This window comes from Rheinheimera pacifica (genome assembly GCF_900108485.1).
Classification (GTDB): Bacteria; Pseudomonadota; Gammaproteobacteria; order Enterobacterales; family Alteromonadaceae; genus Alishewanella; species Alishewanella pacifica.
Genome location: NZ_FNXF01000027.1, coordinates 1 through 22,836, shown reverse-complemented (window position 1 = coordinate 22,836; position 22,836 = coordinate 1). Strand labels below are relative to the sequence as shown.

28 protein-coding genes are annotated in these 22,836 nt (G+C 42.2%); 12 read left to right on the top strand and 16 right to left on the bottom strand.

All coding sequences use genetic code 11. The features are described from left to right. A partial coding sequence (locus BLW68_RS21195; protein ID WP_218141417.1) for a hypothetical protein occupies positions 1-485 on the top strand: 485 nt, incomplete at its 5' end. 72 nt (positions 486-557) lie between these two features. On the opposite strand, the gene BLW68_RS20215 is transcribed toward BLW68_RS21195, so the two are convergent. The 3 genes from BLW68_RS20215 to BLW68_RS20205 all read right to left on the bottom strand — a co-directional run bounded on the left by BLW68_RS20215 (position 558) and on the right by BLW68_RS20205 (position 3,666). Beyond that, positions 558-1,328: a hypothetical protein gene (locus BLW68_RS20215; protein ID WP_092797045.1), complete on the bottom strand. Its 771-nt coding sequence runs from the start codon at positions 1,326-1,328 to the stop codon at positions 558-560. Positions 1,329-1,499: 171 nt separating this feature from the next. Beyond that, positions 1,500-3,038 carry a PDDEXK family nuclease gene (locus BLW68_RS20210; protein ID WP_218141416.1) on the bottom strand — a complete coding sequence of 513 codons (1,539 nt, stop codon included), beginning with the start codon at positions 3,036-3,038 and terminating at the stop codon, positions 1,500-1,502. A gap of 415 nt (positions 3,039-3,453) precedes the next feature. Further along, positions 3,454-3,666 (bottom strand): DUF3892 domain-containing protein, encoded by a 213-nt coding sequence (locus BLW68_RS20205; RefSeq protein ID WP_092797041.1) that lies wholly within the window; start codon positions 3,664-3,666, stop codon positions 3,454-3,456. A 264-nt stretch (positions 3,667-3,930) separates the two neighbouring features. Here BLW68_RS20205 and BLW68_RS20200 point away from each other — a divergent pair, with 264 nt between their 5' ends. Next, the gene (locus BLW68_RS20200; RefSeq protein WP_092797039.1) at positions 3,931-4,293 is read left to right on the top strand and encodes a hypothetical protein; all 363 of its coding nucleotides are present in this window, start codon (positions 3,931-3,933) and stop codon (positions 4,291-4,293) included. 379 nt (positions 4,294-4,672) lie between these two features. On the opposite strand, the gene BLW68_RS20190 is transcribed toward BLW68_RS20200, so the two are convergent. The 7 genes from BLW68_RS20190 to BLW68_RS20155 all read right to left on the bottom strand — a co-directional run bounded on the left by BLW68_RS20190 (position 4,673) and on the right by BLW68_RS20155 (position 9,952). Further along, complete coding sequence (locus tag BLW68_RS20190; protein WP_092797035.1) at positions 4,673-5,323, bottom strand: DUF6988 family protein; 651 nt, start codon at positions 5,321-5,323, stop codon at positions 4,673-4,675. A 61-nt stretch (positions 5,324-5,384) separates the two neighbouring features. Then, positions 5,385-5,762 (bottom strand): hypothetical protein, encoded by a 378-nt coding sequence (locus tag BLW68_RS20185; protein ID WP_143040002.1) that lies wholly within the window; start codon positions 5,760-5,762, stop codon positions 5,385-5,387. A 344-nt stretch (positions 5,763-6,106) separates the two neighbouring features. Beyond that, the gene (locus BLW68_RS20175) at positions 6,107-6,514 is read right to left on the bottom strand and encodes a hypothetical protein (RefSeq protein ID WP_092797031.1); all 408 of its coding nucleotides are present in this window, start codon (positions 6,512-6,514) and stop codon (positions 6,107-6,109) included. A 126-nt stretch (positions 6,515-6,640) separates the two neighbouring features. Continuing rightward, complete coding sequence (locus BLW68_RS20170) at positions 6,641-7,291, bottom strand: hypothetical protein (RefSeq protein WP_092797029.1); 651 nt, start codon at positions 7,289-7,291, stop codon at positions 6,641-6,643. 141 nt (positions 7,292-7,432) lie between these two features. Further along, the gene (locus BLW68_RS20165) at positions 7,433-8,659 is read right to left on the bottom strand and encodes a hypothetical protein (protein ID WP_092797027.1); all 1,227 of its coding nucleotides are present in this window, start codon (positions 8,657-8,659) and stop codon (positions 7,433-7,435) included. A 131-nt stretch (positions 8,660-8,790) separates the two neighbouring features. Beyond that, a complete protein-coding gene (locus tag BLW68_RS20160; protein ID WP_092797025.1) occupies positions 8,791-9,438 on the bottom strand; it encodes a hypothetical protein in 648 nt (215 codons plus the stop codon). 88 nt (positions 9,439-9,526) lie between these two features. Beyond that, complete coding sequence (locus BLW68_RS20155) at positions 9,527-9,952, bottom strand: GNAT family N-acetyltransferase (protein WP_092797023.1); 426 nt, start codon at positions 9,950-9,952, stop codon at positions 9,527-9,529. Between the two features lie 478 nt (positions 9,953-10,430). Here BLW68_RS20155 and BLW68_RS20150 point away from each other — a divergent pair, with 478 nt between their 5' ends. Continuing rightward, on the top strand, positions 10,431-11,138 hold the full coding sequence (locus BLW68_RS20150; RefSeq protein ID WP_143040000.1) for a hypothetical protein: 708 nt from the start codon (positions 10,431-10,433) through the stop codon (positions 11,136-11,138). Between the two features lie 150 nt (positions 11,139-11,288). On the opposite strand, the gene BLW68_RS20145 is transcribed toward BLW68_RS20150, so the two are convergent. The 3 genes from BLW68_RS20145 to BLW68_RS20135 all read right to left on the bottom strand — a co-directional run bounded on the left by BLW68_RS20145 (position 11,289) and on the right by BLW68_RS20135 (position 13,095). Then, positions 11,289-11,507 carry a hypothetical protein gene (locus BLW68_RS20145; protein ID WP_092797019.1) on the bottom strand — a complete coding sequence of 73 codons (219 nt, stop codon included), beginning with the start codon at positions 11,505-11,507 and terminating at the stop codon, positions 11,289-11,291. A 303-nt stretch (positions 11,508-11,810) separates the two neighbouring features. Beyond that, positions 11,811-12,389, bottom strand: coding sequence for a hypothetical protein (locus BLW68_RS20140; RefSeq protein WP_092797017.1), 579 nt, complete (start codon positions 12,387-12,389; stop codon positions 11,811-11,813). A gap of 1 nt (position 12,390) precedes the next feature. After that, complete coding sequence (locus BLW68_RS20135) at positions 12,391-13,095, bottom strand: AHH domain-containing protein (protein ID WP_092797016.1); 705 nt, start codon at positions 13,093-13,095, stop codon at positions 12,391-12,393. A gap of 509 nt (positions 13,096-13,604) precedes the next feature. Here BLW68_RS20135 and umuD point away from each other — a divergent pair. Both umuD and umuC read left to right on the top strand, forming a co-directional pair. Continuing rightward, a complete protein-coding gene (gene umuD / locus BLW68_RS20125; protein ID WP_092797012.1) occupies positions 13,605-14,036 on the top strand; it encodes a translesion error-prone DNA polymerase V autoproteolytic subunit in 432 nt (143 codons plus the stop codon). Next, entirely contained in the window at positions 14,033-15,310 is a 1,278-nt protein-coding gene (umuC, locus tag BLW68_RS20120; protein ID WP_092797010.1) for a translesion error-prone DNA polymerase V subunit UmuC, read from the top strand. Before umuD ends, umuC begins: the two co-directional genes overlap by 4 nt. Before the next feature lie 17 nt (positions 15,311-15,327). On the opposite strand, the gene BLW68_RS20115 is transcribed toward umuC, so the two are convergent. Continuing rightward, on the bottom strand, positions 15,328-15,573 hold the full coding sequence (locus BLW68_RS20115; protein ID WP_092797009.1) for a helix-turn-helix domain-containing protein: 246 nt from the start codon (positions 15,571-15,573) through the stop codon (positions 15,328-15,330). Positions 15,574-15,743: 170 nt separating this feature from the next. Between BLW68_RS20115 and BLW68_RS20110 the strand changes: the two genes are divergently transcribed. The 4 genes from BLW68_RS20110 to BLW68_RS20095 are packed head-to-tail and all read left to right on the top strand — an operon-like array spanning position 15,744 to position 17,811. Further along, positions 15,744-16,232 (top strand): hypothetical protein, encoded by a 489-nt coding sequence (locus BLW68_RS20110; RefSeq protein WP_143039999.1) that lies wholly within the window; start codon positions 15,744-15,746, stop codon positions 16,230-16,232. 15 nt (positions 16,233-16,247) lie between these two features. Next, the gene (locus BLW68_RS20105; protein WP_092797006.1) at positions 16,248-17,090 is read left to right on the top strand and encodes a hypothetical protein; all 843 of its coding nucleotides are present in this window, start codon (positions 16,248-16,250) and stop codon (positions 17,088-17,090) included. Positions 17,091-17,112: 22 nt separating this feature from the next. Next, the gene (locus BLW68_RS20100; protein ID WP_092797004.1) at positions 17,113-17,379 is read left to right on the top strand and encodes a hypothetical protein; all 267 of its coding nucleotides are present in this window, start codon (positions 17,113-17,115) and stop codon (positions 17,377-17,379) included. Between the two features lie 54 nt (positions 17,380-17,433). Beyond that, on the top strand, positions 17,434-17,811 hold the full coding sequence (locus tag BLW68_RS20095) for an MbcA/ParS/Xre antitoxin family protein (protein WP_092797002.1): 378 nt from the start codon (positions 17,434-17,436) through the stop codon (positions 17,809-17,811). Here BLW68_RS20095 and BLW68_RS20090 read toward each other — a convergent pair. Beyond that, the gene (locus tag BLW68_RS20090) at positions 17,798-18,082 is read right to left on the bottom strand and encodes a hypothetical protein (RefSeq protein ID WP_092797000.1); all 285 of its coding nucleotides are present in this window, start codon (positions 18,080-18,082) and stop codon (positions 17,798-17,800) included. The two genes, BLW68_RS20095 and BLW68_RS20090, sit on opposite strands and share 14 nt — an antisense overlap. 363 nt (positions 18,083-18,445) lie before the next feature. Here BLW68_RS20090 and BLW68_RS20085 point away from each other — a divergent pair, with 363 nt between their 5' ends. From BLW68_RS20085 to BLW68_RS20070, 3 genes are all read left to right on the top strand, one after another. Continuing rightward, complete coding sequence (locus BLW68_RS20085) at positions 18,446-18,814, top strand: hypothetical protein (protein WP_092796998.1); 369 nt, start codon at positions 18,446-18,448, stop codon at positions 18,812-18,814. Between the two features lie 549 nt (positions 18,815-19,363). Continuing rightward, positions 19,364-19,726 (top strand): antitoxin, encoded by a 363-nt coding sequence (locus BLW68_RS20075; protein ID WP_143039998.1) that lies wholly within the window; start codon positions 19,364-19,366, stop codon positions 19,724-19,726. A gap of 281 nt (positions 19,727-20,007) precedes the next feature. After that, complete coding sequence (locus tag BLW68_RS20070; RefSeq protein ID WP_092796992.1) at positions 20,008-20,712, top strand: hypothetical protein; 705 nt, start codon at positions 20,008-20,010, stop codon at positions 20,710-20,712. 280 nt (positions 20,713-20,992) lie between these two features. On the opposite strand, the gene BLW68_RS20065 is transcribed toward BLW68_RS20070, so the two are convergent. After that, the gene (locus BLW68_RS20065) at positions 20,993-22,486 is read right to left on the bottom strand and encodes a hypothetical protein (protein WP_092796990.1); all 1,494 of its coding nucleotides are present in this window, start codon (positions 22,484-22,486) and stop codon (positions 20,993-20,995) included. Positions 22,487-22,836 lie beyond the last annotated feature (350 nt).

Genomic DNA, 22,836 nt, shown 5'->3' with positions numbered 1-22,836 from the left:
GCATAAACGAAGGTCAGATCATGCTGGCCGGATCACACCGAAACGCCTGGCCGGATGAAACCGGAACAGGTGGCCGGACAAACCGAAATACGCAATTTTTAACTGATGCCGAATTCAGACGTATTGCCCGCAGGGAGGATATACGTTCTGTTGATGGTATCGTCAGAGAGCCGGACGGTACAATTTGTGCTGTTGAATTTGAGCATAGTTTTAAAACGCCGGAAAATCGCAAATCGATACTGCTGAGGTATTCCCAAGCCTTACAGGCGGGCTACTATCAGAAAGTACAGCTATTTTCGCAGAAACTAGAAATACTGAAAGATGCACGTCGTATCAATGACAACGCGATTACCTACCTGACTCAGACTAATAAGCCTAAAACGAGCACCACATGGCTAACAGAAGATGAAGCACAGAAGCTTAGTGCTGCGCTAATCTATCGGACAAAATTCTGTGATGAGCTCACAGAGCGGTTTTATCGGTAAATGTGGGAAGCAAAAACCTACGTGTGAGACTGCATAGTGCCAGAAGTGGACAGTCTAAAACTCACATTTAGATTACTTTCGCTTCTTGTATTTGAGTTTAAGTAACCGTTCCGATTCCTGTAACTGAAGACATATTTTTTTATCGTCAGGATGCATTTTCGATGTAATCGTTTTGGCAGCTCCTCTGGAATGTGGGAATAAACCCATGTAGAAATTATTATTGTCGATAAATCTACTGATTAGCCAAAATCCAGTCATTCTTCCCTCTTTATGGGAAGTTTTGCTCATAATTTCATTTTCTATTTTTTTAAAGTTGACTGAAAGAGAGGGGCATATTGCTGTGTGTCGGACAATTCTTTTTTGATTGCTACTTTTTTTTAGCATTTCCAGATAGGAGTTAGGTAATACAGCTACGTGAGAATGCTCATATCCAGAGTATGGGCCATTTTCTTCGAATGGTATTTTGTGCTTCAGTAAAGCTGTTGATCTATTTGTAGATTCCCCTTCCAGCAATTCTATTACGTTAAACACCGACTCGGCGTCTAATGGGGCCTTGTAATGAATAGCCAGGTAAGACAAAAATGTTACTTGTGACAATAACAGTGGCGAAAGCCTGCTTGCATACATTTTGTTATGAATTTTGAAATTGAAATCATGAACTTCTTTATCCCAAGTTGCACATTTCTCCATTCCCCGGAAGTACTGAAATGACTTACCACGAGGTAGTCGGTCACCCACTTTGTGGGTATAGAGATAATCAAAGATGCGTCCTCTGTATATTAACCGTGGAACATTCGTCAGGCATACTTCAGCAGCCCTTTGTATCATTTCCGCCGGGTTCATTTATTCTCCTTGAAATCTGATCATAAAAGTCCATTTCTTGCAAACCAGAGTACCTGTAAGGTCTAAAGTCATAAAGTTAAATGTTCGCTATTCGCTCATTGCTGCTAATTGACCAAAGCCGACTGGTGGGATTGTGGCAATTCAAATTATATTTTTCTAAAGTAATTAAGTTCAAGATTCGATCCACTGGCGTTCAAGCTTCTTGAGTGGATAGTCCAGAAAACACTTAAAATAAGTTTTAAGAAGTCCCATATCATTGCAGCTTTTAATAACTGGCAGCAAGCCCTCGGCGTCTAAATGGCTTATCTCGTATTTAAGGGTTTTAGATTCAGCTAAAGCTAATAGCGCCAAAGAATGATCAGAAAACTTTCCGGTCGTCCATATGGCAAAACTAAGACGCTTGTCTTTCCAATCGGGGTGCCTCAAGGCATATGCTCTAAGGGTAGGAATTCTAGTATTTAGCCATTTTTGAATTTCTTCGTCTGATACCGTTCCATTAGGCTGATGTCCTTTACACTCTACAAAAAAAACTTTTCCGTCGTTTAGTTCAGCTACAATATCTGATTCAGCAGATTTCCCGTCTGAAGTTTTACAGATCTGATTGAGCTTGATTGAGTCAGTTCTGAAAGCTTTCTCGACGACATTAGCTGAAAAATATTCGAATAGTGCACCACGCAGATTACCAACAGCCCCTTCAATTTTTCCCAATTGGTCGAATAGAGTGTTAAATCTCTCTGGATCTATCGAAACCGATTGCGCAACACCTTCTAATGTTTTCAACAAAGACACTAAACCCTGTGCTACGTCCTTTCCAAACAGTGTTTCTACAGTAGCAGGTAAGATTCCTTCATTTTTTGCCTGCTGGAATGCAACTTGGTGGTAATCATTGGCGATGAACATTTGAATACATCGACCGACGTTTGAAAGCCCCCTCAGTGTATTGCATTTTCTGATAAATGGTTGGATACCGTCTTCACTTATTGATTTATTAAGCAAAATGTCGCAAGCAAGAAAACCCTGTTTAATCTTTGATTTGTCAGTTTTAGATACATTAATTAATGCTGATATGTATGATGGGCCTGCAACGTCCCATAACGTCGTACTAACAGTAGGAAGCTCTTCCTCATCTCGGTTTTTAATCAAATTAAAGCTAACTAAACCTAAGTTCTTTGCCCATTGCGTAACTGCACTGATCAGTATTTTCTCTGCAACCAGCCTTGCTCTTAACTCAGGCTCAAGTATTGGAACATCTTGAACTTTCTCTGCAAGGACTATGCATCTACCTATCCCACTAATTTCTACAGTTTTTAAAATATCGTGAATTTCTAGGCGTTGGAGAATTTTTTCAGGTGGTATGTGTTTTTGCTGTCGAAGTGGTGAGCCGCATGCAATTAAAAAGTGCTTAAATGGCATGATGCCATTCCGTTCCTTTATCGCTGCGATTGCATGCCAGTAGGCTGAGTTAGTCTCTTTAAACGCCTTGTACAAGGCCTTCCAGTAAAAAGGTGAACGATAGTCCTTTTTTAAGTACACGAACTTAACATTCCTGGGAAGAGGTAGCCCTTCAAGTTTGTGAACATCTCCACGTGCTCTGGAAACTTGTTTCCTTGCGGCAACCGAGGATAAACGATGTTTTTCAACAAGCTCTTGCACAATGTCCGAGCTTAAACTTGGCCCGTTCTTACTCAAAATTTCTATGATCATATCCATGATGTCACACTGCGCAATATATATACCCATTTCATGGGTGTAACGTGTTTAAGCTTATGAGTCGACACTACCATATATATCAAGGGTTGTAGAAGGTCTGAAAGTTAGAAATAATGGTTTATGTCACAATGGCTAAAATTAAGTGCTTTTTTGTTAGATACAAACGAAACGATCTGTCAATTGTGGTCAATGTAATAGCACACTGAATTTGGCCACACCTTATTTTAGGTATTGTTACATGCCATGTTCCCGCAAAAAAGTAATGTCCACAGATAAGGCAAATCCTACATTCTTTTTTCGATATTCCCTGCTATGAACGACTGCAATTCGCGCATTGCTGCCAGTCGGCTGAAGTGAGCCGCAATTGCCCTACCCTAAGCAAGATTGGGGTAGGGCAAACGGTTTGTTAGGCTAATTATTCTTTATTGACGTTGTTACCTGTTGTCCTGTCTGGGTTAGACCTTACATAGTCCTCGCCATTAATGTTCACTACATGATGGTTTGGGTGCTTGCCCTGCTCAACCTCATTGACAAGAGTTCCTCTGTCAACTACCCCTCGACCTGTAATAGTGTACGAGTCGTTTTCTCCATTTTCGCCGTCGTTATTGCCACGGATATTCTTTGCCATTTAAGTTACCTGCATGCATTAAGATGGCGAAATTGCCACAACTCAATATATGGGATTGTTCGATATTTAAACAACCCTATATGAGAGACAATCAAGATAATAACCTGATGCCTGCAATCAGTTAATTTAAAAAAATAAGCTGAATTCCCTCACGCTCTCCCTAGTTAGTTCTGAGAACACACAAAGGAGAACGCCAATGACATTGCAGCCAATTTTACTAATTCAGCACATTGAGACACTACAAAAAATCTGTCAGGAGGCTGTATGAGCCAGAATCCACTTGTTCGGGTGTACCAGCGCAAAAGTAAGTCCCCATGGGAGGACGCATCAACGTTTCTACTTTTGGCGGATATCGCTAACGAAAACACTCTGGAGCTGTCTTTCGGGCGCTACATATACCTGCACAAAGATGCTGGCGGCAGGATGTTAGGTGTGAGTGTTAGTCGGTCTATCCAGGAAGATTTGGAATGCAGCCAATATATCGAAGCCAATAGCATGCAGTTGGTATTGTCACACTATAGCCAGGACATATCGGAATTTTGCGAAAAATTCCCGGCTGAATTTGAAGCCGTATTCGGGCTACCGCCCGATGTGTACCTGCTGGTTGCAGCGGCATACTGGTCATAATTTTAATAAACTACAAATTTATGGCGGGGATACCCCGCCATTTTCTATTTTTCTGCATGCCCGCGTCCTAGTTAATAGAACTATTAAACAGGAGTAGCAGCATGCAAAAAAACGATCCACTAATTAACCAACTTGAACAGGCGCTTTTCGCCATACAACTTTCAATAAGTACTCTAAAGGGTGATAACGACCCAAGACAACTCCTCCTGTTTGGGCCACCACCACAAATTGAGATCACAGAGCATCGCGGACATCTTTGCATTCTGGTAAAACGATGCGATTAGGAACTTAACGGTGGCGGGCATCCCCGCATCTAAACACGCAATCTCGTTTTAAAATTTGCCGGGGAAAGCGCCACGACTTCTGAAAGAAGTCCGAATCATGCATGAACTATTGGCAAACAATCAACGAACTGATAGTGCATGCCTCTTACCGGCTCTATTGCTTCTTCATAGCCGGTCAATATAGAAAGCATTTGCAGGTTAATGGCTGCAACCGCGTTGCAGTTTCTCAAAGCATCGTAAATAAGTTTAGGTTGATATCCGGTGCTATTACTCATTAATGCAATGAGCCCACTATGCGTAAAGCTGTTAAATGATGTGTTATTAATCCCTCTGAAAACCTTCAGCTGGTTAAGTATATGGGCAGGTGCATCGGATTTATCCAGCGATTTCAACATATCGGCAATCATTGGCGTTTCAAGCTTATTCAGTTCATTCGGCCCGACCATTCCAGCCGTTTTAAGTTTTGTAAACCACGAATCGGTATCAGCATGCATAAGCCAAAAACCGCGAATTAGGCTTTCATACTGGGGTCGCATTAACGCAAAACCTGATGACGCAAAACCATCGGCAATCAATTTAAGTGAAGATATACCGTGCTCAAAAGACAGGATGCCGGACTGAAATGCCATTCTCCATTTAATATCAGGCATCGGCTCGAGATGATGCAATTGTTCTATATGCTCGGCCATAAAGTCATACATTTCAAAGCAGCGAGGTAACAGCGCCTCTAATTCCCTTTCATACATGGCAAATCCTTATATGCCGCATTGCTAACACAAAACGTGCGTGCCTAAGACTAGTGACAATTCAGTTTGCTGTAAACTCTTCATCTTTTAATAGATCTCTCGCCACTTCACTTACTCCCCGCAAAATGCTGATATCAACTGCACCAAGCCTGATGGGATTTGGCACAACCAGGTTCGCACGGCGGAAATCTTCATGGCTGCCGATGATTCGCACGTAACGCTGTAAAAGCTCAACTGGGGTAGTTTTACGAAGGAGTTTCTTTTTAAAAGCTGCGCAAAAGTTTTTAATTTTTATTTCGTCGTCATCATCTTCATGTAATTCGCAATAAATCACCCGTGCCAGCTGAGCTTGTGTCCAACCCAATTGCTGCTGCATGGAATTAATTTTCGCTTGCAGTTGTTGTATCTGCTCTATGTCCCTTTTTGTCCCTTTTGGCAATTTAGTATCACTCCTGTTCACGGCAATGGTGCTGCTGAACAATTCAATTAAAACGGTATCAATGCGTTGATATCGCAAAGGAGATTATATGTCTACACCGATGACAAAAGCGGCCGCAGCTCGCATTCAATCCGCCACCGCAAAAGCAAACGGCGGAATAGTACCTAAAGGTTCATTTGCAGCTAAAGCTACCAGTGTTGCGGCAAAAGCAGCGACATCCCGCCCTGCACCACCAAATGGCCCAAGTAAAACCGGCAACCCATCTGGCGGCGGTCGTGGTAACAACCCACCAGCCAAAACTAAGTAACTTTTAACTACTAACCACGGCCGGAAAATCCGGCCTTTTAGCGACAAACAGCTACGTGTTGATTAAATAACTTTTTAAACTCTGACGACCTGGTTTTAAGCTCGACTTCGCTTATCTGAGACATCGTTTTGTTAAGTGCGCAAATACAAGTCTCCGCCAGTTTTTGCTGTCTTGCTTGCGTAAACAAACCTTCTGTAGGATTCGCGCAATAACTCACGATCTCGTATATGGCAGCAGTAGAGTAACGCTTAGGTTCAAAGAAATGACCATCCACTTTTTGCCCTGCATAAGCTCCAAGCATCAATGCCACTCCAGTGCCGATAATTGACGTTTTGTATTTGCGAAAAGCAAAGCCTTTAAAGCTTTTCTCACATTTATGGCAGTGAATGTTGTCTGCATTTTCGATGGTATTTTCGGTATTACAATGTGGGCATTCGATGTTCATTAAAGCTTGATGTCCTTACTACTACTTTTTCTTGCCAGCATTTACTTAGTATTTGTGGCTCGTTGAGTTAACCGCCAGGTTAGCACCACATGATGACGAGAATCTCATACCAGTCATAGCGACGTGTTACCGGCGTGACTTGAGGCGCTCGGATATCTCAATCAATTTTCTGTACTCAACAAACTGCAAAGGAACACTGCCAACCTCACCCCCAGTGCCCCTATTTTTAGCATACCAACCTTCCAGTTGCTCTGGAGAAGGCCGATGCCCTAAACCGTCATTAGGATGAACACGACAATGGTAGTTAATATTCTTCATACTCTCCGTTATAAAGTGTTCACTACCACTTCTAAATTCTTCTGCTACAACGGCATTATTTAAAAGATCTTTGTTAGCGTCATAAAGCGACAGAAAGTAGCTAGCTCTGTCATCAAAGCCGCTTGAGCTTTCATTGAAATCCGGTTTAGATCGCCTAAGAGAGGACAGAGTAGCTACCAGCATAGATACTCTGGCGTTATTTAAATTTTTGAGCGTCTCATCAGCATCAACTTTGGCCTGTTTCAGCTTGATAATATTGCCACCTATTGATACTTCCTGAATAGAAGGCGCAAATACGATTATGAGGCTTGTCGCAGTGGCTGCGATTACTAAAGTCACGAATTCAGAGCCAGATATTAGACTTTGCAGTAATAGCTCAAAAGCAGCCCAGTAAGACACGCCAGCAAACATAGCGGCAATAGCAGCGAGCAACTTCTGATTGCGAGAAAACCAATCCATTAGGACTCCTTATTTACATATCTGGTTTCAAATCTTAATTGCTGCTTTGAGCGAAAAGCGGACAAAAATTGTTGGTTAAAATGAGGAGCGAAGCGGAACCTAACCAGCTCTTTTTGTTCTATTAAAGCTCTTTTTAAGTGCCTAACCTTTTCCTATAAATTTCTTTACAGCTTTTAAGTTTTGTATCTGCTGATCTATGCTTTGTAATTCTGTAGGTAAAGAAATGAAATCAATGACTTTTTGTAAATTATCGTATTTAAATGGATTGTTTATGAAGAATCTAAATAAATCTTCGATAAAGCCACATAGAGTAAAATTTTTCATTTCAACATTAATAGGCTTAACTCCAGCATGTACATTTACATTTCTTGCCTGCCTTAATGAATTCAGAACCTCTCTAGCAACAGCTCTATCATCATAAAAGAAAGAAACCCTTTTTATTATCATTTTCGTGTCATCGGTGTTAACTAATTTTTCAATAACTGACCAAAGCTTCATAAACCTGAACTCTTGATCACTGCGATCCAGTGCATTTATATAACTCGTAAGAGATATGAGCAGGTGTTGCCGAAATGGATTTCTTTTCAATTTATTTAACCAACTAGTTAAATTTGATTCAGTTAAAGGGAAGTTTTGTATTCTAGATGCCTCTTTATTCGTGAAATCTGGTTCATACCATATGTTCAGGAAGGCAGCAGATCCACTTTCAGTGTGCAAAGTATGCACTTGCCCCAAAGATAAAATACTATTAGTTGAGTATTTGTGCTGTACTTGAGGAGATAGAAACCGAATACTTTTCTTGAAGCCTATCTGTAAGATACTCCTAACAACATCAAGAGAATTAATGCCAATTTTGAATGCGGTGCTCACATCTGGAGCTATAACTGAAACTACTACAAAAACATAATTTTTTTGTTCTGAAAGCTTTAGCTCACTATGTTTTTCAATTAGTTCAGAGCGAGACTTTTTGTATTTGGCCGGGATATTCTTATAAAAACTAATTATACAATTGTTTATAGTTCTTCTCTTAGGAATAAAAGAGTTTCTCAGACTTATTGAAGTGAGCAAATAGTATTTCTTTTTCACACTTAAACTTTTGTCACATTTTCTTTTGAAAATTGATAATATTTCATCGGGTTTTTTCAATTTACTGCTCTGAAAAGCTTCCATTACTGCACTATGAAAATTTTTATATAAAACGTTATCATCTAATTCATAACGATGTATAACCTTCCCAAATAATGCATCAATTTGAAATTCAACTCCTATTGTATAACTGACCCTCCCATCGTCTCCAACTTTTATGTAATCTTTAATGTCTGAAATTAAAGAGTCAGGAGGTTGTTTATTATCCCAGTGAATATTCAAATTTTACAACCTTTCTTCGTAAATTAGCAGAAAATAACACTGGCACTTAACACATCAATAACAGGCAGCCGAAATGCAGCGAAGCGGAACGTAGGCTGTCCGGCACAGCAGGCGCGTAGTTGATTGATTTGTTAGGTATTATAGTTACTTACAAACGATGCAGTATAATCAAGAAACGGACTGAGACGCCAATATGCAGTTTTTGATTGAGCTATTTCTACATCAAGTTGTTTCGATGCTTCTGTTTCAATATGAGCTAGGTTTCTTAGCTCATAGGTACGCTTAATATCTTCAGCGTAAGCCGCTTCGAGAAAGCCAATGCGTACTGCACAATCAACTTTATCTTTAAATGGTATTGAATTTCTTGGAGTTTTTGCGTCGCGATAAACGCAAGTGAATACATCTTCTTCCCCATACTTAACCTTGGTTAGACTGCCCAAAGCGTTAATTGGTTTATATGCCTTATGAGTTTGAAGCTGTATCACTTCCGGATGCTCTTTAAGCAACCCCCACAACAAGTTGGTTATCACAGCCTCGTATATTGAGGCATATTGCATAATTTGAAATTTTACAAATGGATGCTGTTCGTCATTTTGAACGAACGTCGCCTCCATAAGCTTGTAGACATAACGCGCAGAGTAAAAAGCTCTGCCCAAACGAAGCCTAAGCTCAACGTCGTCAATAAATGAGAATTTATCTATGTGCCAAGAAATATCTCCAGGGAGATCTCTTACACAATAATCATGGATGAGATTTCTAGTTTCTTCTTCTAAAGGCATGATCTTCCTCAGTGTTGCCTAACGCCCGCAATAAACGGCGCGAGGAACGAGCGTCCGGCGACCGCAGGGAGCGAATTTAATTGCTTGGTTATGTGGCATCACTAATAACCCTTTGCCATACACAAACATTGTTACCACTATTTGGATAAAAAAATACTGAGGATTTATGAAAACCAGCGCTTTCAAAAAGCCCCGAACTTTCCGCATTATTTTCTCGAATAGTGCATTGAACGATGCGCCCACCATTCTCTTTGGCGTGCTCCATCGCTTTATTTAGGATACTTCTTCCATGCCCATTTCCTCGGTGCTTCGGATTCACTGTCAGGTGGCACACTTCATATTGATACCATTGGACTCTCTTACACTCGATGCAAGAAAGCACTTCATTGCTCTCACCAAGTTCATAGAGGTATGTTTCGCCATTCTCCATGACTCTTTTCTCGGTATAGGCGACAACTAATTGATTTTCGCTATTGAGAAGATCAGCAATTTGCTTCGCGACGGCTGAATTCATGATCGCTCCCTATGCCACATAACATTATATTCAAAATCCAGCTCGAAAACCCACTTTAATATATTCAACACAAAGCCATGTAAGCTATTATTAATAATGACTTTGTAAAAACCAAGCTTCGATTGTGGTGCCGACAAAACGAGCTGGCTTGTTTTGTCGGGATATGATTCTTATTTTGTCGATTTTCACCTAACTAAGCCACTAAACTAAAAGACTTTCTAATAGAAGGCAAGTTGCAATGTGTGCAAAATGCGCTTGCATTTTTACCCATATGTAAGAAAAAATAAGATTTGACTGTATGGAAACACAGATTTAGGCGAAGCCGATCCATTCATTCGATATGCTGTTCGCTATGTCCGCTTTTGGCACTTTGCGGCCCTTACCTTATCCGGTTAAATCTCATAACGTTTTTCCGGTTGCGCTATCACGCATCCTTTAGCTACCATGCCTTACCGAACTCTGAAACATACTTTACCTCATGAAATGGATTTTGTGTGCTCTTCTTCTGCTTTCACCTGCTGTCGCTCTCTCTGCGGCCCAATATAGCAAAGCTCAGTGCGACAATTTAAAACGTCAAAAAGAGGTTATCCGCAAGCGCATGAATTCCGGATATGGTGTAGAGGAAGGTAATTGGCTGAATAAGCGTGATCGGGAGTTATTTAAACTTATCGGTGTACACTGCTCCAGCCCTAATCTGCACAGCAGCTCTGGTGACAGTCGCATTTCTTCCTTTTCTGATACAGCTACCGTAAAACGCCCGGCTGTATCACTTAGTGACATGCCGGATTGGAGAGCTGACAACGCTATATTTAAAGGTGATAAATCCGCTGCCTGGAGCGAGTATTACCAGGTGCCGGTTAGTTGCAGGCAGAAAAACCTGTCAGAGGACGATTTTGTAAAATGCGCTGAGCATAAAACGCAACAGCGTAAGCAGTTTGACGCAGCATGGAACAACTTAAAATTTACTCCGCTTACGGCAGGTACGTCGCAAGCACCTGCTCCGCAGCTTCAAGGTCAGACAAATCAAGAAATCCTCACTGCTTTCACTATTGAACAAAGTACAAACCTAGTACCTACACAGCATAGCGTTAGTGTTGATAAAGATTTTCATAAACACTTCACCTGGTTTGGCGTGAGTTTTGTTGTTTTCGTTGCCGGTGCCTGCTGGATTATTTGGCGTAAATAACCACCTCCGGCTCAGTTATTTTCATAAGCGCTTATTCCATTCGAACGCCCGAGTTTCCCCCGAAGCTTACTGCATTTTCAGCGCTGAAAATGTTAATTTTTTGATAGCGGCTCATCCAAAACGCTTATAGTACGGTTGCTAATCGTTAAGTCATTTCAGTATTCGCGGGTCTTTATTAAGGGCCGCGCAGTCGGCCAAATATGAATCTACGGAATAACGAAACTCTCGTTCAAGCTCCGTTACGGTATCGGCTTCATAGGTCACCACATCGCGAATATGCAGCACCTGGCCGAACAGATTGGCGCAGCTATCGCTATTCTCAGTGGCAGAGCCTGTAAAGCCTTTGTATTCAAAGGTGGCATCACGCAAAGTGAAAACTCCCCGTTTCAAATGTCTTTATGTGATTCTGACACTTATCAGGCTTCAATTACACTACAAAACTAAAAACGGCTTCGCCAGATTAGCACTGTAATTAACCAACTCCAGCGGCGGCATCATTTATCGCCAGAACGCCATACCTTAGACGCCGTGTACACTGCAATAACCAATCGCCAAAGACTCCGGCCCAACCACAATCAGCCAACGTTTTCAGCGCTGAAAATGTTAACTATCTGAAACAAAATGACCTGTAATTTAAACGCATTTTGCTAATGCGGATTTACAACCATGCAGCTAATCAAATATGTTCAGCAGGTCTGTATCGAATCTTACCCCATTAAGATTATGTTTTTCACACAGCTGTTTGAACTTGTCACTGGCGTACAGAGTTGTACAGCCTTGCAGCTTTGATCTGAATACGTGACGGTTGCTCTTGCCCAGCTCAGCTTCATCGAACACTAACGACGCTACACCATCAGGTTCGCCATCTAAATATTTCCGTTCGGTTAAAGAAAGATCTTCTTGTCCAAACACCCTACAGTTAAATAAATAAGCCGGTTCTCCATCAACAACGATAGACAGAAACTCCCCATCATCTTTTAAGGCATCAGCCAATGCATCGTATGCCTTTGCAGACAAATACAACCCCTGACTATCCCACAATGAAATGTCAGGTGTATTGTTGCCACTTGCTGACAGACTTTGAAGAGAGGTTTCAATGCTCTTCCATTTACCCGCCAGGGATTCTCCGGTAAGCGGAGCGTTCATCAAGGTAGTAATTAGTCCATAATCACCGAGCTTTTCAGCAATTGTCATCACATCGAGCTGAAGCGCCTTGTATGTCTTCGGTATGTGTTTAAGCTGGTACACCATGCTATTCACCTGTCCACTGAGCATCTTTCTTTTCTACAATCTTTGCCGGATAACCACCATAGGTTAAAACATGCTTTATTTCACGCAGTCTGTTCCGCACTGAACTTTCAGGCAGAGCCGGAGCCCCCAACCTCGTGCTAACCCATCTTTCGTAGTTATATCGATGAATTTCTTTATGCGCCGGAGAGTTAGGTGTTGCCCAATGCCCTTTCGACTCTTTATCCCGAGGTAACCAAACACCGTTTATCGGATCATTAATGCCAATACCATGCAGATGCATGCTCAATCGAGCTCTCATCATTTCTGATTTAAGCCAGCGTCCCTTACCCATAACTATATGGTGTGCGTCATGGTCTGTACTTGGCCGGGGCTCTGCAACAGCGGTCAAATTGTTTGACAGCACCTTGGTTGGGTGATGTGGCTCATTAACCAGTTCCACTACGGTTTTTCGCTTACTCTCTGTCCGATATGTATCAAGATCTTGCTGTAACGCCGCTTGAGTGGAAATTCTTATGCGTTCACGCTGTAAATGCTGTAAATCACTGGCATGCTTTTGTTTTGCCTTAGCATCCATATTCCGTTGGCCATCTATATAGTGTTGGCTGGCTAATTGCTCAAACCGATGGATTGCCAGCTCTAATGGAGTTGGATTGCTGGGCCTTGGCTCGTAATAACCACCAATGCCTGACAGATAAACTTTGCTCATAGCCTAGCCCTTCTTACGAAAATTAACTGATCTACTTCGATTTTGTTCCAGAAGCGAGCGCCATTTTCTAACGCAGTACAGTTCCACATTTTAGTGATCGATCAAGTTGACATCAACCATTTGTAAATATATTTTTAACCAATAATTCACCTACTGGATCTGAATATGGATAATCAGAGAGTTACAGAGCAACAGGCGGTTGCGATGCTACAAGTTTGGAATAGTCTCGGCAGGGACTTAGCTGCTCTTGCCAGGCTGCATCCCGACAACAGTAAAAAGTTGATTGTGCTAATGCTACCGGGGTATCGCTGTAATCAGTGGTATCAGGTTGGTGATGGCTACTCTTGCTATACAGAGGCGCTAACGAGCTTGGGCTGCCTGATAGACAAAACCAGAGTGTCTGCCTAATAGCGCACAGCACGCTACTCAAAGTAATGCCATAACTGCATTCAAATTGTCAATTTCGCAAAGCCTGATATACTGTATATATATACACATATGAGGTGAGTATGTCAGCAGTATTTATCGGCAATGCCGATTCGTGGCCTAAGCGCCCTATCCCATTCTATGCAGATCCGGTGAAAGCCGGGTTTCCGTCTCCGGCGCAAGACTATGTTGAACGTACGCTGGATTTAAACGAGCTGTGTATTCGCCATCCGAACGCAACTTTTTTTGTCCGTGTTGACGGCGATTCAATGATTGAAGCCGGAATTTATGACGGTGATATATTGGTTGTAGACCGCTCTGTTGACGCTGACCATGGCGATACTGTTGTAGCGGCAGTGGGCGGTGAGTTTACCGTCAAACAGCTGTGCACCCGACCATCATTAATGCTACTGCCGCGTAACCCGGCTTACCAACCCATACGACCACGCAACGGCGAAGAGTTAAATATTTTTGGCGTGGTCACAAACGTTATCCGGCAAATGAAACACAAATGAGCCAAAACATCTTTGCCCTGGTCGATTGTAATAATTTTTACGCCAGCTGTGAAAAGTTGTTCCGGCCGGATTTGGCTGAAAAACCTGTAGTAGTGCTGTCCAACAATGACGGTTGCATCATCGCCCGCTCTAGAGAGGCCAAAACACTGGGTATTAAAATGGGCCTGCCGGTGTTTCAGGTGCGGGATCTGCTACGAAAACACGATGTTGTTGCGTTCTCTTCCAACTACGCTTTGTACGCCGATATGTCTCAGCGGGTAATGAGTACGCTGGAGACTCTGGCTCCACGGGTAGAAGTGTATTCTATTGATGAGGCATTTTTAGACCTTACCGGCCTAGACTTTAGCCAAAACCTGACTGAATTTGGTATATCGGTAAAGCACATCGTACAGAAGTGGACGGGTATCACCGTTTGTGTTGGCATTGCGCCGAGTAAAACACTCGCAAAACTGGCCAACCATGCAGCTAAAACGTGGCATAAAACCGGTGGTGTGGTGGATTTAACCAACAAAGACAGACAGCGTAAATTATTGGCCCTGCTGCCGGTAAATGAAGTATGGGGCATTGGCGGCAAGCTGACCAAACGCCTGCAACAATTGGGTATTGATACCGCACTACAGTTGGCCGATGCTGACCCCAATTATATCCGACAGCATTTTTCTGTCGTCGTTGAACGCACCGTGCGCGAGCTGAACGGCGAATCGTGTATAGCACTGGAAGACATTGCGCCCACCAAAAAACAAATTATCAGCAGCCGCGCTTTTGGTGAACGCATTACCGACAAACAGCAAATGTGTGAGGCTATCAGTGAGTACATTAGCCGGGCTTGTAAAAAACTGCGCCAGGAGCAGCAACTGGCCAAACACCTGACCGTGTTTCTGCGTACCAGCCCTTTTAGTGACAAAGATGCCCCCTATAGCGCAAGTAAAAGTATCGAATTGGATAGCCCTTCCAGCGACACCAGAGTTTTTCTGGCAAAAGCGATGCTGCTGTTGGACGGCCTTTGGATGAACGGCTATCGCTATGCGAAAGCCGGTGTGATGCTGGCGGATTTTTATGACCCCGGCGTACATCAACCAGGGCTGTTTGACGATCCTATTGTTCAAAAAGACTCAGACCAGGCTCTGATGCAGCTTATGGATAAACTGAACAGCAAACATGCTGATACAATCTGGTTTGCCAGCCAGGGTTCGCAGCAGGAATGGGGTATGAAACGGGAGCTGTTATCACCCGCCTACACTACAAACTGGGCGCAATTGCCGATAGTAAAGTAGGCAAATGGTTTTGTAGTTTATTCAACATCAACTTTATTTAACAGCTGTTTAAATACCGGTGCGGGGTCGACGTCCAGCGCGGCACAAAAATCAAAAAACTCAAGCAAGTCCAACTTTTTGTCTAAATTTTCTACTTTTACCACCCATGAATGCGTATGCCCCAGTTTTTGCGCGAGATCACGCACAGTGATGTCCTTCGCCTCTCTGGCAGCGACTAACCACTTTATTATACGCGCGTATCTGGGATCATGAATTGTCTTCATCGCAGCACAGTAATGGCAGATCAAAATGGTTCCAAAATGGAACCTAACGTGTAGAATGGTTCCAACTCGGAACCATAAATTTTGAATGGCTCAGGAGGGATAATTTCAGTAGTCGCTGTGGGAGGTCATCATCAAAACATCCACGGCATTGAATTCAGGATGAACGTTTGATGAAAAAGATCTGTTTAACAATCTGCTGCATCACAGCTATCTCTGGCTGCTCGCTGAACGAGGATGGCAGAAGAGGACTGAAAAGTGCCCATAGCCACTCAGCGCCCATATCGCAACAAACACCAGGCAATCCAGAGCGACAAATTACCGTTCGGTTGCAAAGCGGCGAAATCCGCTTCTACGGCAGTATTTCGCCGTTCTGGCCGGAGGAGTTCGTGCTGAATGAAGGTGAGGTAAAACAAATCCGGCTGTATGAAAAATACCAGCCACTAAAGCAGCAAAACCACTATGTCGATATCTGGGTTGCGCACAGCCCCGGCGTGCTGGTTTTAGACGCCAACCCTGTCAATTGGCAGAACACAAATTTTGGCATTTGGCTGGAGCTCGGCGCTCAGTCATTCCAGAGATTTAGCCGCGTTTCCGCTGCTGAGCAATTTTCCACCACTGAGGCCAGAGACCTCCAAATCACTATTATTAAACCACTGTAAAAAGGGACTAAAAATATGAATGCAAGAACGAAATTTGCATCTGCCGTTGTTTTGTCATCGTTTTTGGCCGCTTGCGGCTCTACACCTAAAGCGCCTGCCGAACCCATTGCGATGGCAGCGCAGGACAAAATATTCACTGTTTCAAACGAGTTTGGTGCGCTGTCATTCGACGAGATCGCGTTGGCGCTGGGTACTAATATCAAAACAAATTCGAAATATCAGGAGTATGGCGCAAAGCGGCTCGCCGACTCCTCCAGGTCAGACACTTATACTGTTGGTCTCACCACAGTGCCACAAGACGGCGAAAACTTACGTGTTCGGTATCTGTATAGCGTAACCGGTGACCTGGGCACCATCAGCAGCTATCACCAGGCGCTGTTCAACGTGTCACTCAAACAAGAAGCTGGCTATCAGGCTATTACTGTTCGCACACCGTCTGAAATGACACGTGTAGACAAAACTTTTATGTTTATCCCGGTAAATCAACTGGATACAACAGAGAATCTTGTCAATGATCTTGCGAACGTAGTATCTAAACTGGATTTCAGCATCGAAAAAACGGTGCGTTTTAAAGCCGAACTACCTACCGATTATAGCGTTGAAGCCGTGATACACAGCCTCAACCGAAAATACCCTGTCAGCAATGTGCAAGGCAGCAAAGAGAGCCGCACGTTCTCGTTTAACGTGGATGGCACCAGCATCACAGCCAAAATCAGCCCGTTTAGAAACGGCTCCATTTTGGATTACAACTATGAGCTACCCTATACGCTGAAATCGGACGGCACTACCAGCCAGAACCAGCAGCAACTAACTGCGCTATCAGAAAAGATAAAACAGCACGTTAGTGCTGCGATTTAGGGCTAAAAGGAGGGAATTCGATATGGCAATTCTTGTTTACCTACTGGGTTTTATTGCAATACCAGCGCTGATTTTTTACTACCATCATGCAAAATACCGGCGGGATTATCCACTGACACTAGAAATGTATCTGGCGCAGCACCCAGAATGCAAAACTGACAATGGCTATAAATGCAGCGGCTGTGGTTCAAAATCACTCAGAAACCTGGGCTACGGCGGTGCAGAGGCCAAAAGGCGCATGATCTCGTGTAACCATTGCGCAAAACGTTTGTATCGCGTGGAAAACTAATGGCCAATGCCGTGCTACATTATATGCAGCACGGCTTTTTAAGGAGAGTATTCTGTGTCTACAACTTATCAGGCTGCATCTCCAGCACAGCTGAATCATACTGCCGCAAAAATTTTTAACCATATTATGGATAAATGGCAAATTAATGAGAACGAAAGGCCGCGCCTGGCAAGCCTTAACTCTGAAGATTATGCCCGCTGGCACTGCGGTGAATTACTCAGCGGCTCATCCGGGCTGCCTGTGCTGGTTTCCCATCTGATGGCCATCCACACACTGTTACATCAAATGTTTCATAACGCTGAGCAGGCAGACAGCTGGATAACGCGGCCGAATTCAAACCTTAATGGCCAATCAGCAATTGAGTTGATACAGCAGCAGGGTGTTACCGGCGCGGTGAAAGTGAGGGATCTACTGGAAGCTAACGTTTTTTAGTTAGTTCGCTAAACATATAAAACGTACCATAAAAAATCGGGTACAAAAGTGCAGATGTAGCACTGTGCGGTTTTTTGGCTGGATGAAAATGCCAATAGGCCAGATACCCGAAACCGAGCAAACAAATACCTACACTCAAATAAATAAGGTAATTAAACGCTAATTGCTCGGTTGTAGCAGTATGCATTAAATAGCTCAGCAGCACTATATAGCTAACCAGCGGTGCCAACGACACCACATGGGCAAAAGCAGCATTAAATTTATTACTCATCTGAAACTACTATTCCAAAAACGATTATTTTGCCTTTAACTGTCTACGACACAGAACTACTAATCCCACAGTCAAAATCAGCGCCGGCAGTAACCACAAATATTCCATGTTTCTCTCCACTAACAGCATCGAGTAGTTTAGAAAAACGCCGCAGCGATTAAACTGCGGGTTTTCCGAGGACAACCTGATGAGGACAAATCACAAGGTATTGATTTAGCGTTAATTTCGTAACGCCGATATCCATTACATTAATGATTGAGATCTTATTTTCAAGTGTTTTTTTGCACAAAATTCAGAAGTCATAAATTTCCCCCGTTCGCAACTATGTAGTGATGTAGGTCACCATTAACTATCGGAGAAAATATGACATTACATCAATTAGTTACCAAACAGGACACGCCAGCTACATTGCAGTTAACACCGCAAACCACCCTGCTCTATGCGGAGTTTGATGGACAGGGAAATATCAGCTTGGATAATTTTATTGTGCTGTGCCGGGACGACAACGGCAGAGTTTGCGGTCTGCATATTAGTGATTCAATACGAGAACTTTATGCATTTGAGGCCCATGTGACCGATGAGGAAATGGCGTTTATTCTGGGAGAATATGAGCGAAAAATTGCGGGTTTTTGTCAGGTATTTGCAGCTGAATTCGAGCAAATATTTGCACTACCACCGGATGTCTATTTCGCAGCAGCGCGCCATTACTGGCATTTCAAACAAGCTAGCTAGTTAGCTAAACCCTACGGCGACCACAGGTCGCCGTTTTTTGCATCGATTTCAATAATTCTCATACGTTGTATCTACCTAATGAAAAGACCACATTTGATCTAGAAGATCTCTCTGCGTGGAATTAAAGCCGTTCATTTTGGGGAACTCGATTTGAAAATATTCCGGCCATCTGCCGAAAGCGCGCAGAAACGGCAGCGTGAGCCCTTTACGGCATGGGCGTACTGGAGGGGTTGAGAGTAGCTGAGCGATCAGCGGCACCGCAGCGCGGTGCTTTTTTCATTTATTTAACGTATATAGATAGGTAAAGCATACACCCGATAGTTCCGCATATGCTTTACCTAACCATTAAAACTGAAGCTGCCTGACCGCTAAGCCAATAAAATTGCGGATCAATAGTTCCACTGAATTAGAAAACCAGCAACCCATTTGCGTTAACAAATTGAAAGGTATTTGTATCAGATAAAATAAACAAAAAAATGCATTTATTTTGTAGAAATCGGACAAAATTTCATTAAGGTACCCAGGCTCTACAATAATTTGGAGCATTAGATGAGCGTTGGACTTTATTTTTTATTGGCAACATCCTGCATGATATTAACCGGTTACCTCAGTTTTTTATTTATAGTAAAACCCAGAATGCGAAAAATTTACGCCCGCATTGACTCTGAGGAGCCACCAGAAACAGACACCGAATTTTTTACTGGGGAATTGTATCGGGTTGAGGGGCGACAAGTGCTGATAATCCCAGAGGGTTGCGAGCTGAGCGTTTCAAGTATAAAAATCCGGCGGCACTCAGGGGCATTAATTATTTATCCCAAAGGCAAAACTTGGGCTGACTACCCCGAACTGCAAGCAGCTGATGCCGATTTTCTGATAGAGCGGCCTGACGTAATTGCAGATAGAGACAAATAATAAGCCTTGCCTAAACTGGTCGAAATCGACCAGTTTAGGTCTTTGCAAACAGCGATATGGAACATTCACAGCCTGTTGTCCCACCAATTAGTTAATCTTTTATAATCAAAAATAATTGACTTTATAGTGATCCCATTTAATATATCACTCAGGCGGTGGCCTCCCGCGGGCGCGGTAAACCCACAGCAAATTTGTATGTAATTAGCAATCATAATTGGCTCTTATTTGTCAGTCATAAGCTATCAGCGCCCAAAAGACTGATTTTAATTTGAGACTAATATATGCTGATTTTATCCACTACAGATATCGATGTTAAGATCATCTGCCCATCACGCAATAAATCCAAATATAAACTTAACGAATGGCGCAATATTTTCGCCCAAGCTATTGGCTTTAAATCGTTCCACGAAATGTCTAAACGAGAATCTGTTCTAATAACATTTAGGCAAGTCTTAGATGTAATAGATGAGGATTTATATGATAAATTTTACCAAATATTGGACAATGAAATAACTTGGCATGTACCTTCGCGTTACAATAATTATTTTTGCGTGGCATTCGAGAAGGAATACAATTACTTTTCTGATATTATATATGAAGACGATGGCAGTGGTTTATGGAATCGAAGTGTAGAGTTCTTTAAGATTGGCAGCATATGTATAACTAAAGCTGAATTTGATAAATTTACGACAGAACTCAATATGGGGATAGATGATGATACAGAAGTAGATCAATATTACATTTCTGACTGTTTATCATCATTTCAGTACGAAGAAAGAGGTCATCCATACGACTACTGGACTCACCGTGGTACTTACGAGGAACGACAAGAGCTGGTCAATTGCCGGACTATGAAGCAACTCTACGCCGCAGTTTGCGACTACGTAGGTACTGATAGCGAAGAGTTATTTGCCTCCTATGGCTTTTCACTGTCGGAATTTATCGAAGAAATATTGGAAGATGAAGACTGTTTGATAAATGAATAATCTTCTACAGTACTGGATATATAATTTCTGATATATGTTTTCCAGCAAGAGTAAAAGCAAAGCACTTTAAGGGACTAAAGTGCATGTACCAAATAGACTAATTTAGTCGGAGAATCTGACGGCTGTGAACGAGGAGCAGATGTTTCTTCCTTACCACAGTATGGCCAAGCTTCGATCGATACCCCCGGATAATGTCCAGTTTATTGCTTAGCCTCAAAAGGCAATCACAAGTAATTAAACTAGTATCTTGATATTAGCGAAATTCAGGAATCATGCATTATTATTTAAATTGTATAATCTCTTTTATCTTTTCAAGTTGTTTTAAAGTTGTATCTAGTCCGAGGTGAATTGGTGTTTTTTCTTCATGTTTACCATCTAAAGCACTTGATGCATTAGCAGCAACAGCATCGATGGCAGCAGCAAGTAATTTTTCGAGTAGTTGTTCTTTTGCCCCGTCTTTCAGATTGTCAATTTGGTTCTTAAAGCTTTGATAAGATTTAGCTAAAGCCTCTTTGTGCGCGTACTCTTGCTGCAATCTTTGCGCCTCGTTTCTGCGTTTCGATGCGAACAACGCGAGCCATAACATGGGTAAAATCACCGGCAATTTATGAGCCAGATTGCTTAGTAAATTACCAATATTCGTTACATCTACAAATTTGATAAATGCGGCATCCGTCAACAAACTATCTATAGTTGATATAAAAGCTATAACCGAAAGTATTGCGACTGAGATGTAAAAGAGACGAGAATACTGCTTAATCGGTTCGCTAAATGATTTTCTCATCGCTCGGTAAGCTGTTGCTAAACCTGCACTTGTAGCACCAGGTAATAGTCCCTCTATTTGTTCATTAAGTGTTCTGTACCGTATTTCCTGTTCACGTTTAAATTCATCTAAGTCGGATTGACGACTATTGAGCTCATCTTGTAAGCCCCCTACAACTATACCGTCTTTATCTTCTCTACCAACAACTCGGATATAAAAACCTCTCAACTCTTTAAGCTGCTTTTCAGTATCAGAAAGTAAAGTTGAAATCTGTTCGCTTGACCGCGCTGCTGTTTCATGAGCTAAATTAATCTTACTTGCTATAGAATCGCTTCCGCTTTCTAATAACTCGATATGGTAGTCACTTATTTTGTTGTGAAAATCACTTATGGATTCAACAAATTTATCTACTGTTGATTCTACTGATTGCTTTTCATCAACACCATCAAAATAGTGAATCCTCAAGCCTTCAACTTCTTCATGGGTAACTTTAAGGTTTTCGAATTCGGTAATAAATTTACTCTTAAGTTCATTTAATTCATTAGAGTGATTCTTAAATTCTTGTGAGTATTCGATTACCTGATTTTTAAACTCTTCGACCCCTTCAGATATAGCTTTTGTATATTCTCGGGTTGCTTTCATAGCAGCTTTGGCTGCGTTATCCGGGTTGACTACATATGGCCGAAGGTATGTTAGAAGGTTGTCTATGTGATTGTTATTTGCATTTCTGATATGCCCTATATTTCTATTTGATTCATAGGCTGATATTTCTTTCAAACATGGCTGACATTGGCTATGAAAACTCTGCCAAGTACTTACAGGGACAAGGTCAGGATCAATTGAATCAATCAAGCTTGATATAAACGAAACTACCTTTCTTAAGCGAGCAATTTCCTCAACATTTGCAACAATTGACTCATCATCAACTGTCAATGATTCTGATTTAGAGACAATTTTATCCCACACATCTTGGAATGGGTGGCTCATAAACTGATCCTGCCAACGACTCATTAGCAACCATCCTTGTTAATTAATTTTAAGCCCGAAACATGATCATCAGCAGACATGGCCTACAGTTAGTCCAGTGCGCCTAGAGTAATTTTTTTACAAACGGTAGTATGTGCATATTGAACTTATAGGGCAACATTTTTTAGATAATACCTTTAAGTCTGAGATCGGCAAGTTATATATGAGAGAAGCACATATTGTGGGTTATAAGGGGAGCTGGTATTAGCATTTATGTCTAATGAAAACCTTTGGGAGTCATTTGCGTATTTCGGTTTGTCCGGCCACCTGTTCCGGTTTCATCCGGCCAGGCGTTTCGGTGTGATCCGGCCAGCATGATCTGACCTTCGTTTATG

Bases quoted from the DNA above. Each gene is read 5' to 3' on its own strand.
- BLW68_RS20215 (WP_092797045.1), bottom strand. From the start codon at position 1,328: ATGAACCCGGCGGAAATGATACAAAGGGCTGCTGAAGTATGCCTGACG.
- BLW68_RS20210 (WP_218141416.1), bottom strand. From the start codon at position 3,038: ATGGATATGATCATAGAAATTTTGAGTAAGAACGGGCCAAGTTTAAGC.
- BLW68_RS20205 (WP_092797041.1), bottom strand. From the start codon at position 3,666: ATGGCAAAGAATATCCGTGGCAATAACGACGGCGAAAATGGAGAAAAC.
- BLW68_RS20200 (WP_092797039.1), top strand. From the start codon at position 3,931: ATGAGCCAGAATCCACTTGTTCGGGTGTACCAGCGCAAAAGTAAGTCC.
- BLW68_RS20190 (WP_092797035.1), bottom strand. From the start codon at position 5,323: ATGTATGAAAGGGAATTAGAGGCGCTGTTACCTCGCTGCTTTGAAATG.
- BLW68_RS20175 (WP_092797031.1), bottom strand. From the start codon at position 6,514: ATGAACATCGAATGCCCACATTGTAATACCGAAAATACCATCGAAAAT.
- BLW68_RS20170 (WP_092797029.1), bottom strand. From the start codon at position 7,291: ATGGATTGGTTTTCTCGCAATCAGAAGTTGCTCGCTGCTATTGCCGCT.
- BLW68_RS20160 (WP_092797025.1), bottom strand. From the start codon at position 9,438: ATGCCTTTAGAAGAAGAAACTAGAAATCTCATCCATGATTATTGTGTA.
- BLW68_RS20155 (WP_092797023.1), bottom strand. From the start codon at position 9,952: ATGAATTCAGCCGTCGCGAAGCAAATTGCTGATCTTCTCAATAGCGAA.
- BLW68_RS20150 (WP_143040000.1), top strand. From the start codon at position 10,431: ATGAAATGGATTTTGTGTGCTCTTCTTCTGCTTTCACCTGCTGTCGCT.
- BLW68_RS20140 (WP_092797017.1), bottom strand. From the start codon at position 12,389: ATGGTGTACCAGCTTAAACACATACCGAAGACATACAAGGCGCTTCAG.
- BLW68_RS20135 (WP_092797016.1), bottom strand. From the start codon at position 13,095: ATGAGCAAAGTTTATCTGTCAGGCATTGGTGGTTATTACGAGCCAAGG.
- umuD (WP_092797012.1), top strand. From the start codon at position 13,605: ATGTCAGCAGTATTTATCGGCAATGCCGATTCGTGGCCTAAGCGCCCT.
- umuC (WP_092797010.1), top strand. From the start codon at position 14,033: ATGAGCCAAAACATCTTTGCCCTGGTCGATTGTAATAATTTTTACGCC.
- BLW68_RS20115 (WP_092797009.1), bottom strand. From the start codon at position 15,573: ATGAAGACAATTCATGATCCCAGATACGCGCGTATAATAAAGTGGTTA.
- BLW68_RS20110 (WP_143039999.1), top strand. From the start codon at position 15,744: ATGAAAAAGATCTGTTTAACAATCTGCTGCATCACAGCTATCTCTGGC.
- BLW68_RS20105 (WP_092797006.1), top strand. From the start codon at position 16,248: ATGAATGCAAGAACGAAATTTGCATCTGCCGTTGTTTTGTCATCGTTT.
- BLW68_RS20100 (WP_092797004.1), top strand. From the start codon at position 17,113: ATGGCAATTCTTGTTTACCTACTGGGTTTTATTGCAATACCAGCGCTG.
- BLW68_RS20090 (WP_092797000.1), bottom strand. From the start codon at position 18,082: ATGAGTAATAAATTTAATGCTGCTTTTGCCCATGTGGTGTCGTTGGCA.
- BLW68_RS20085 (WP_092796998.1), top strand. From the start codon at position 18,446: ATGACATTACATCAATTAGTTACCAAACAGGACACGCCAGCTACATTG.
- BLW68_RS20075 (WP_143039998.1), top strand. From the start codon at position 19,364: ATGAGCGTTGGACTTTATTTTTTATTGGCAACATCCTGCATGATATTA.
- BLW68_RS20070 (WP_092796992.1), top strand. From the start codon at position 20,008: ATGCTGATTTTATCCACTACAGATATCGATGTTAAGATCATCTGCCCA.
- BLW68_RS20065 (WP_092796990.1), bottom strand. From the start codon at position 22,486: ATGAGTCGTTGGCAGGATCAGTTTATGAGCCACCCATTCCAAGATGTG.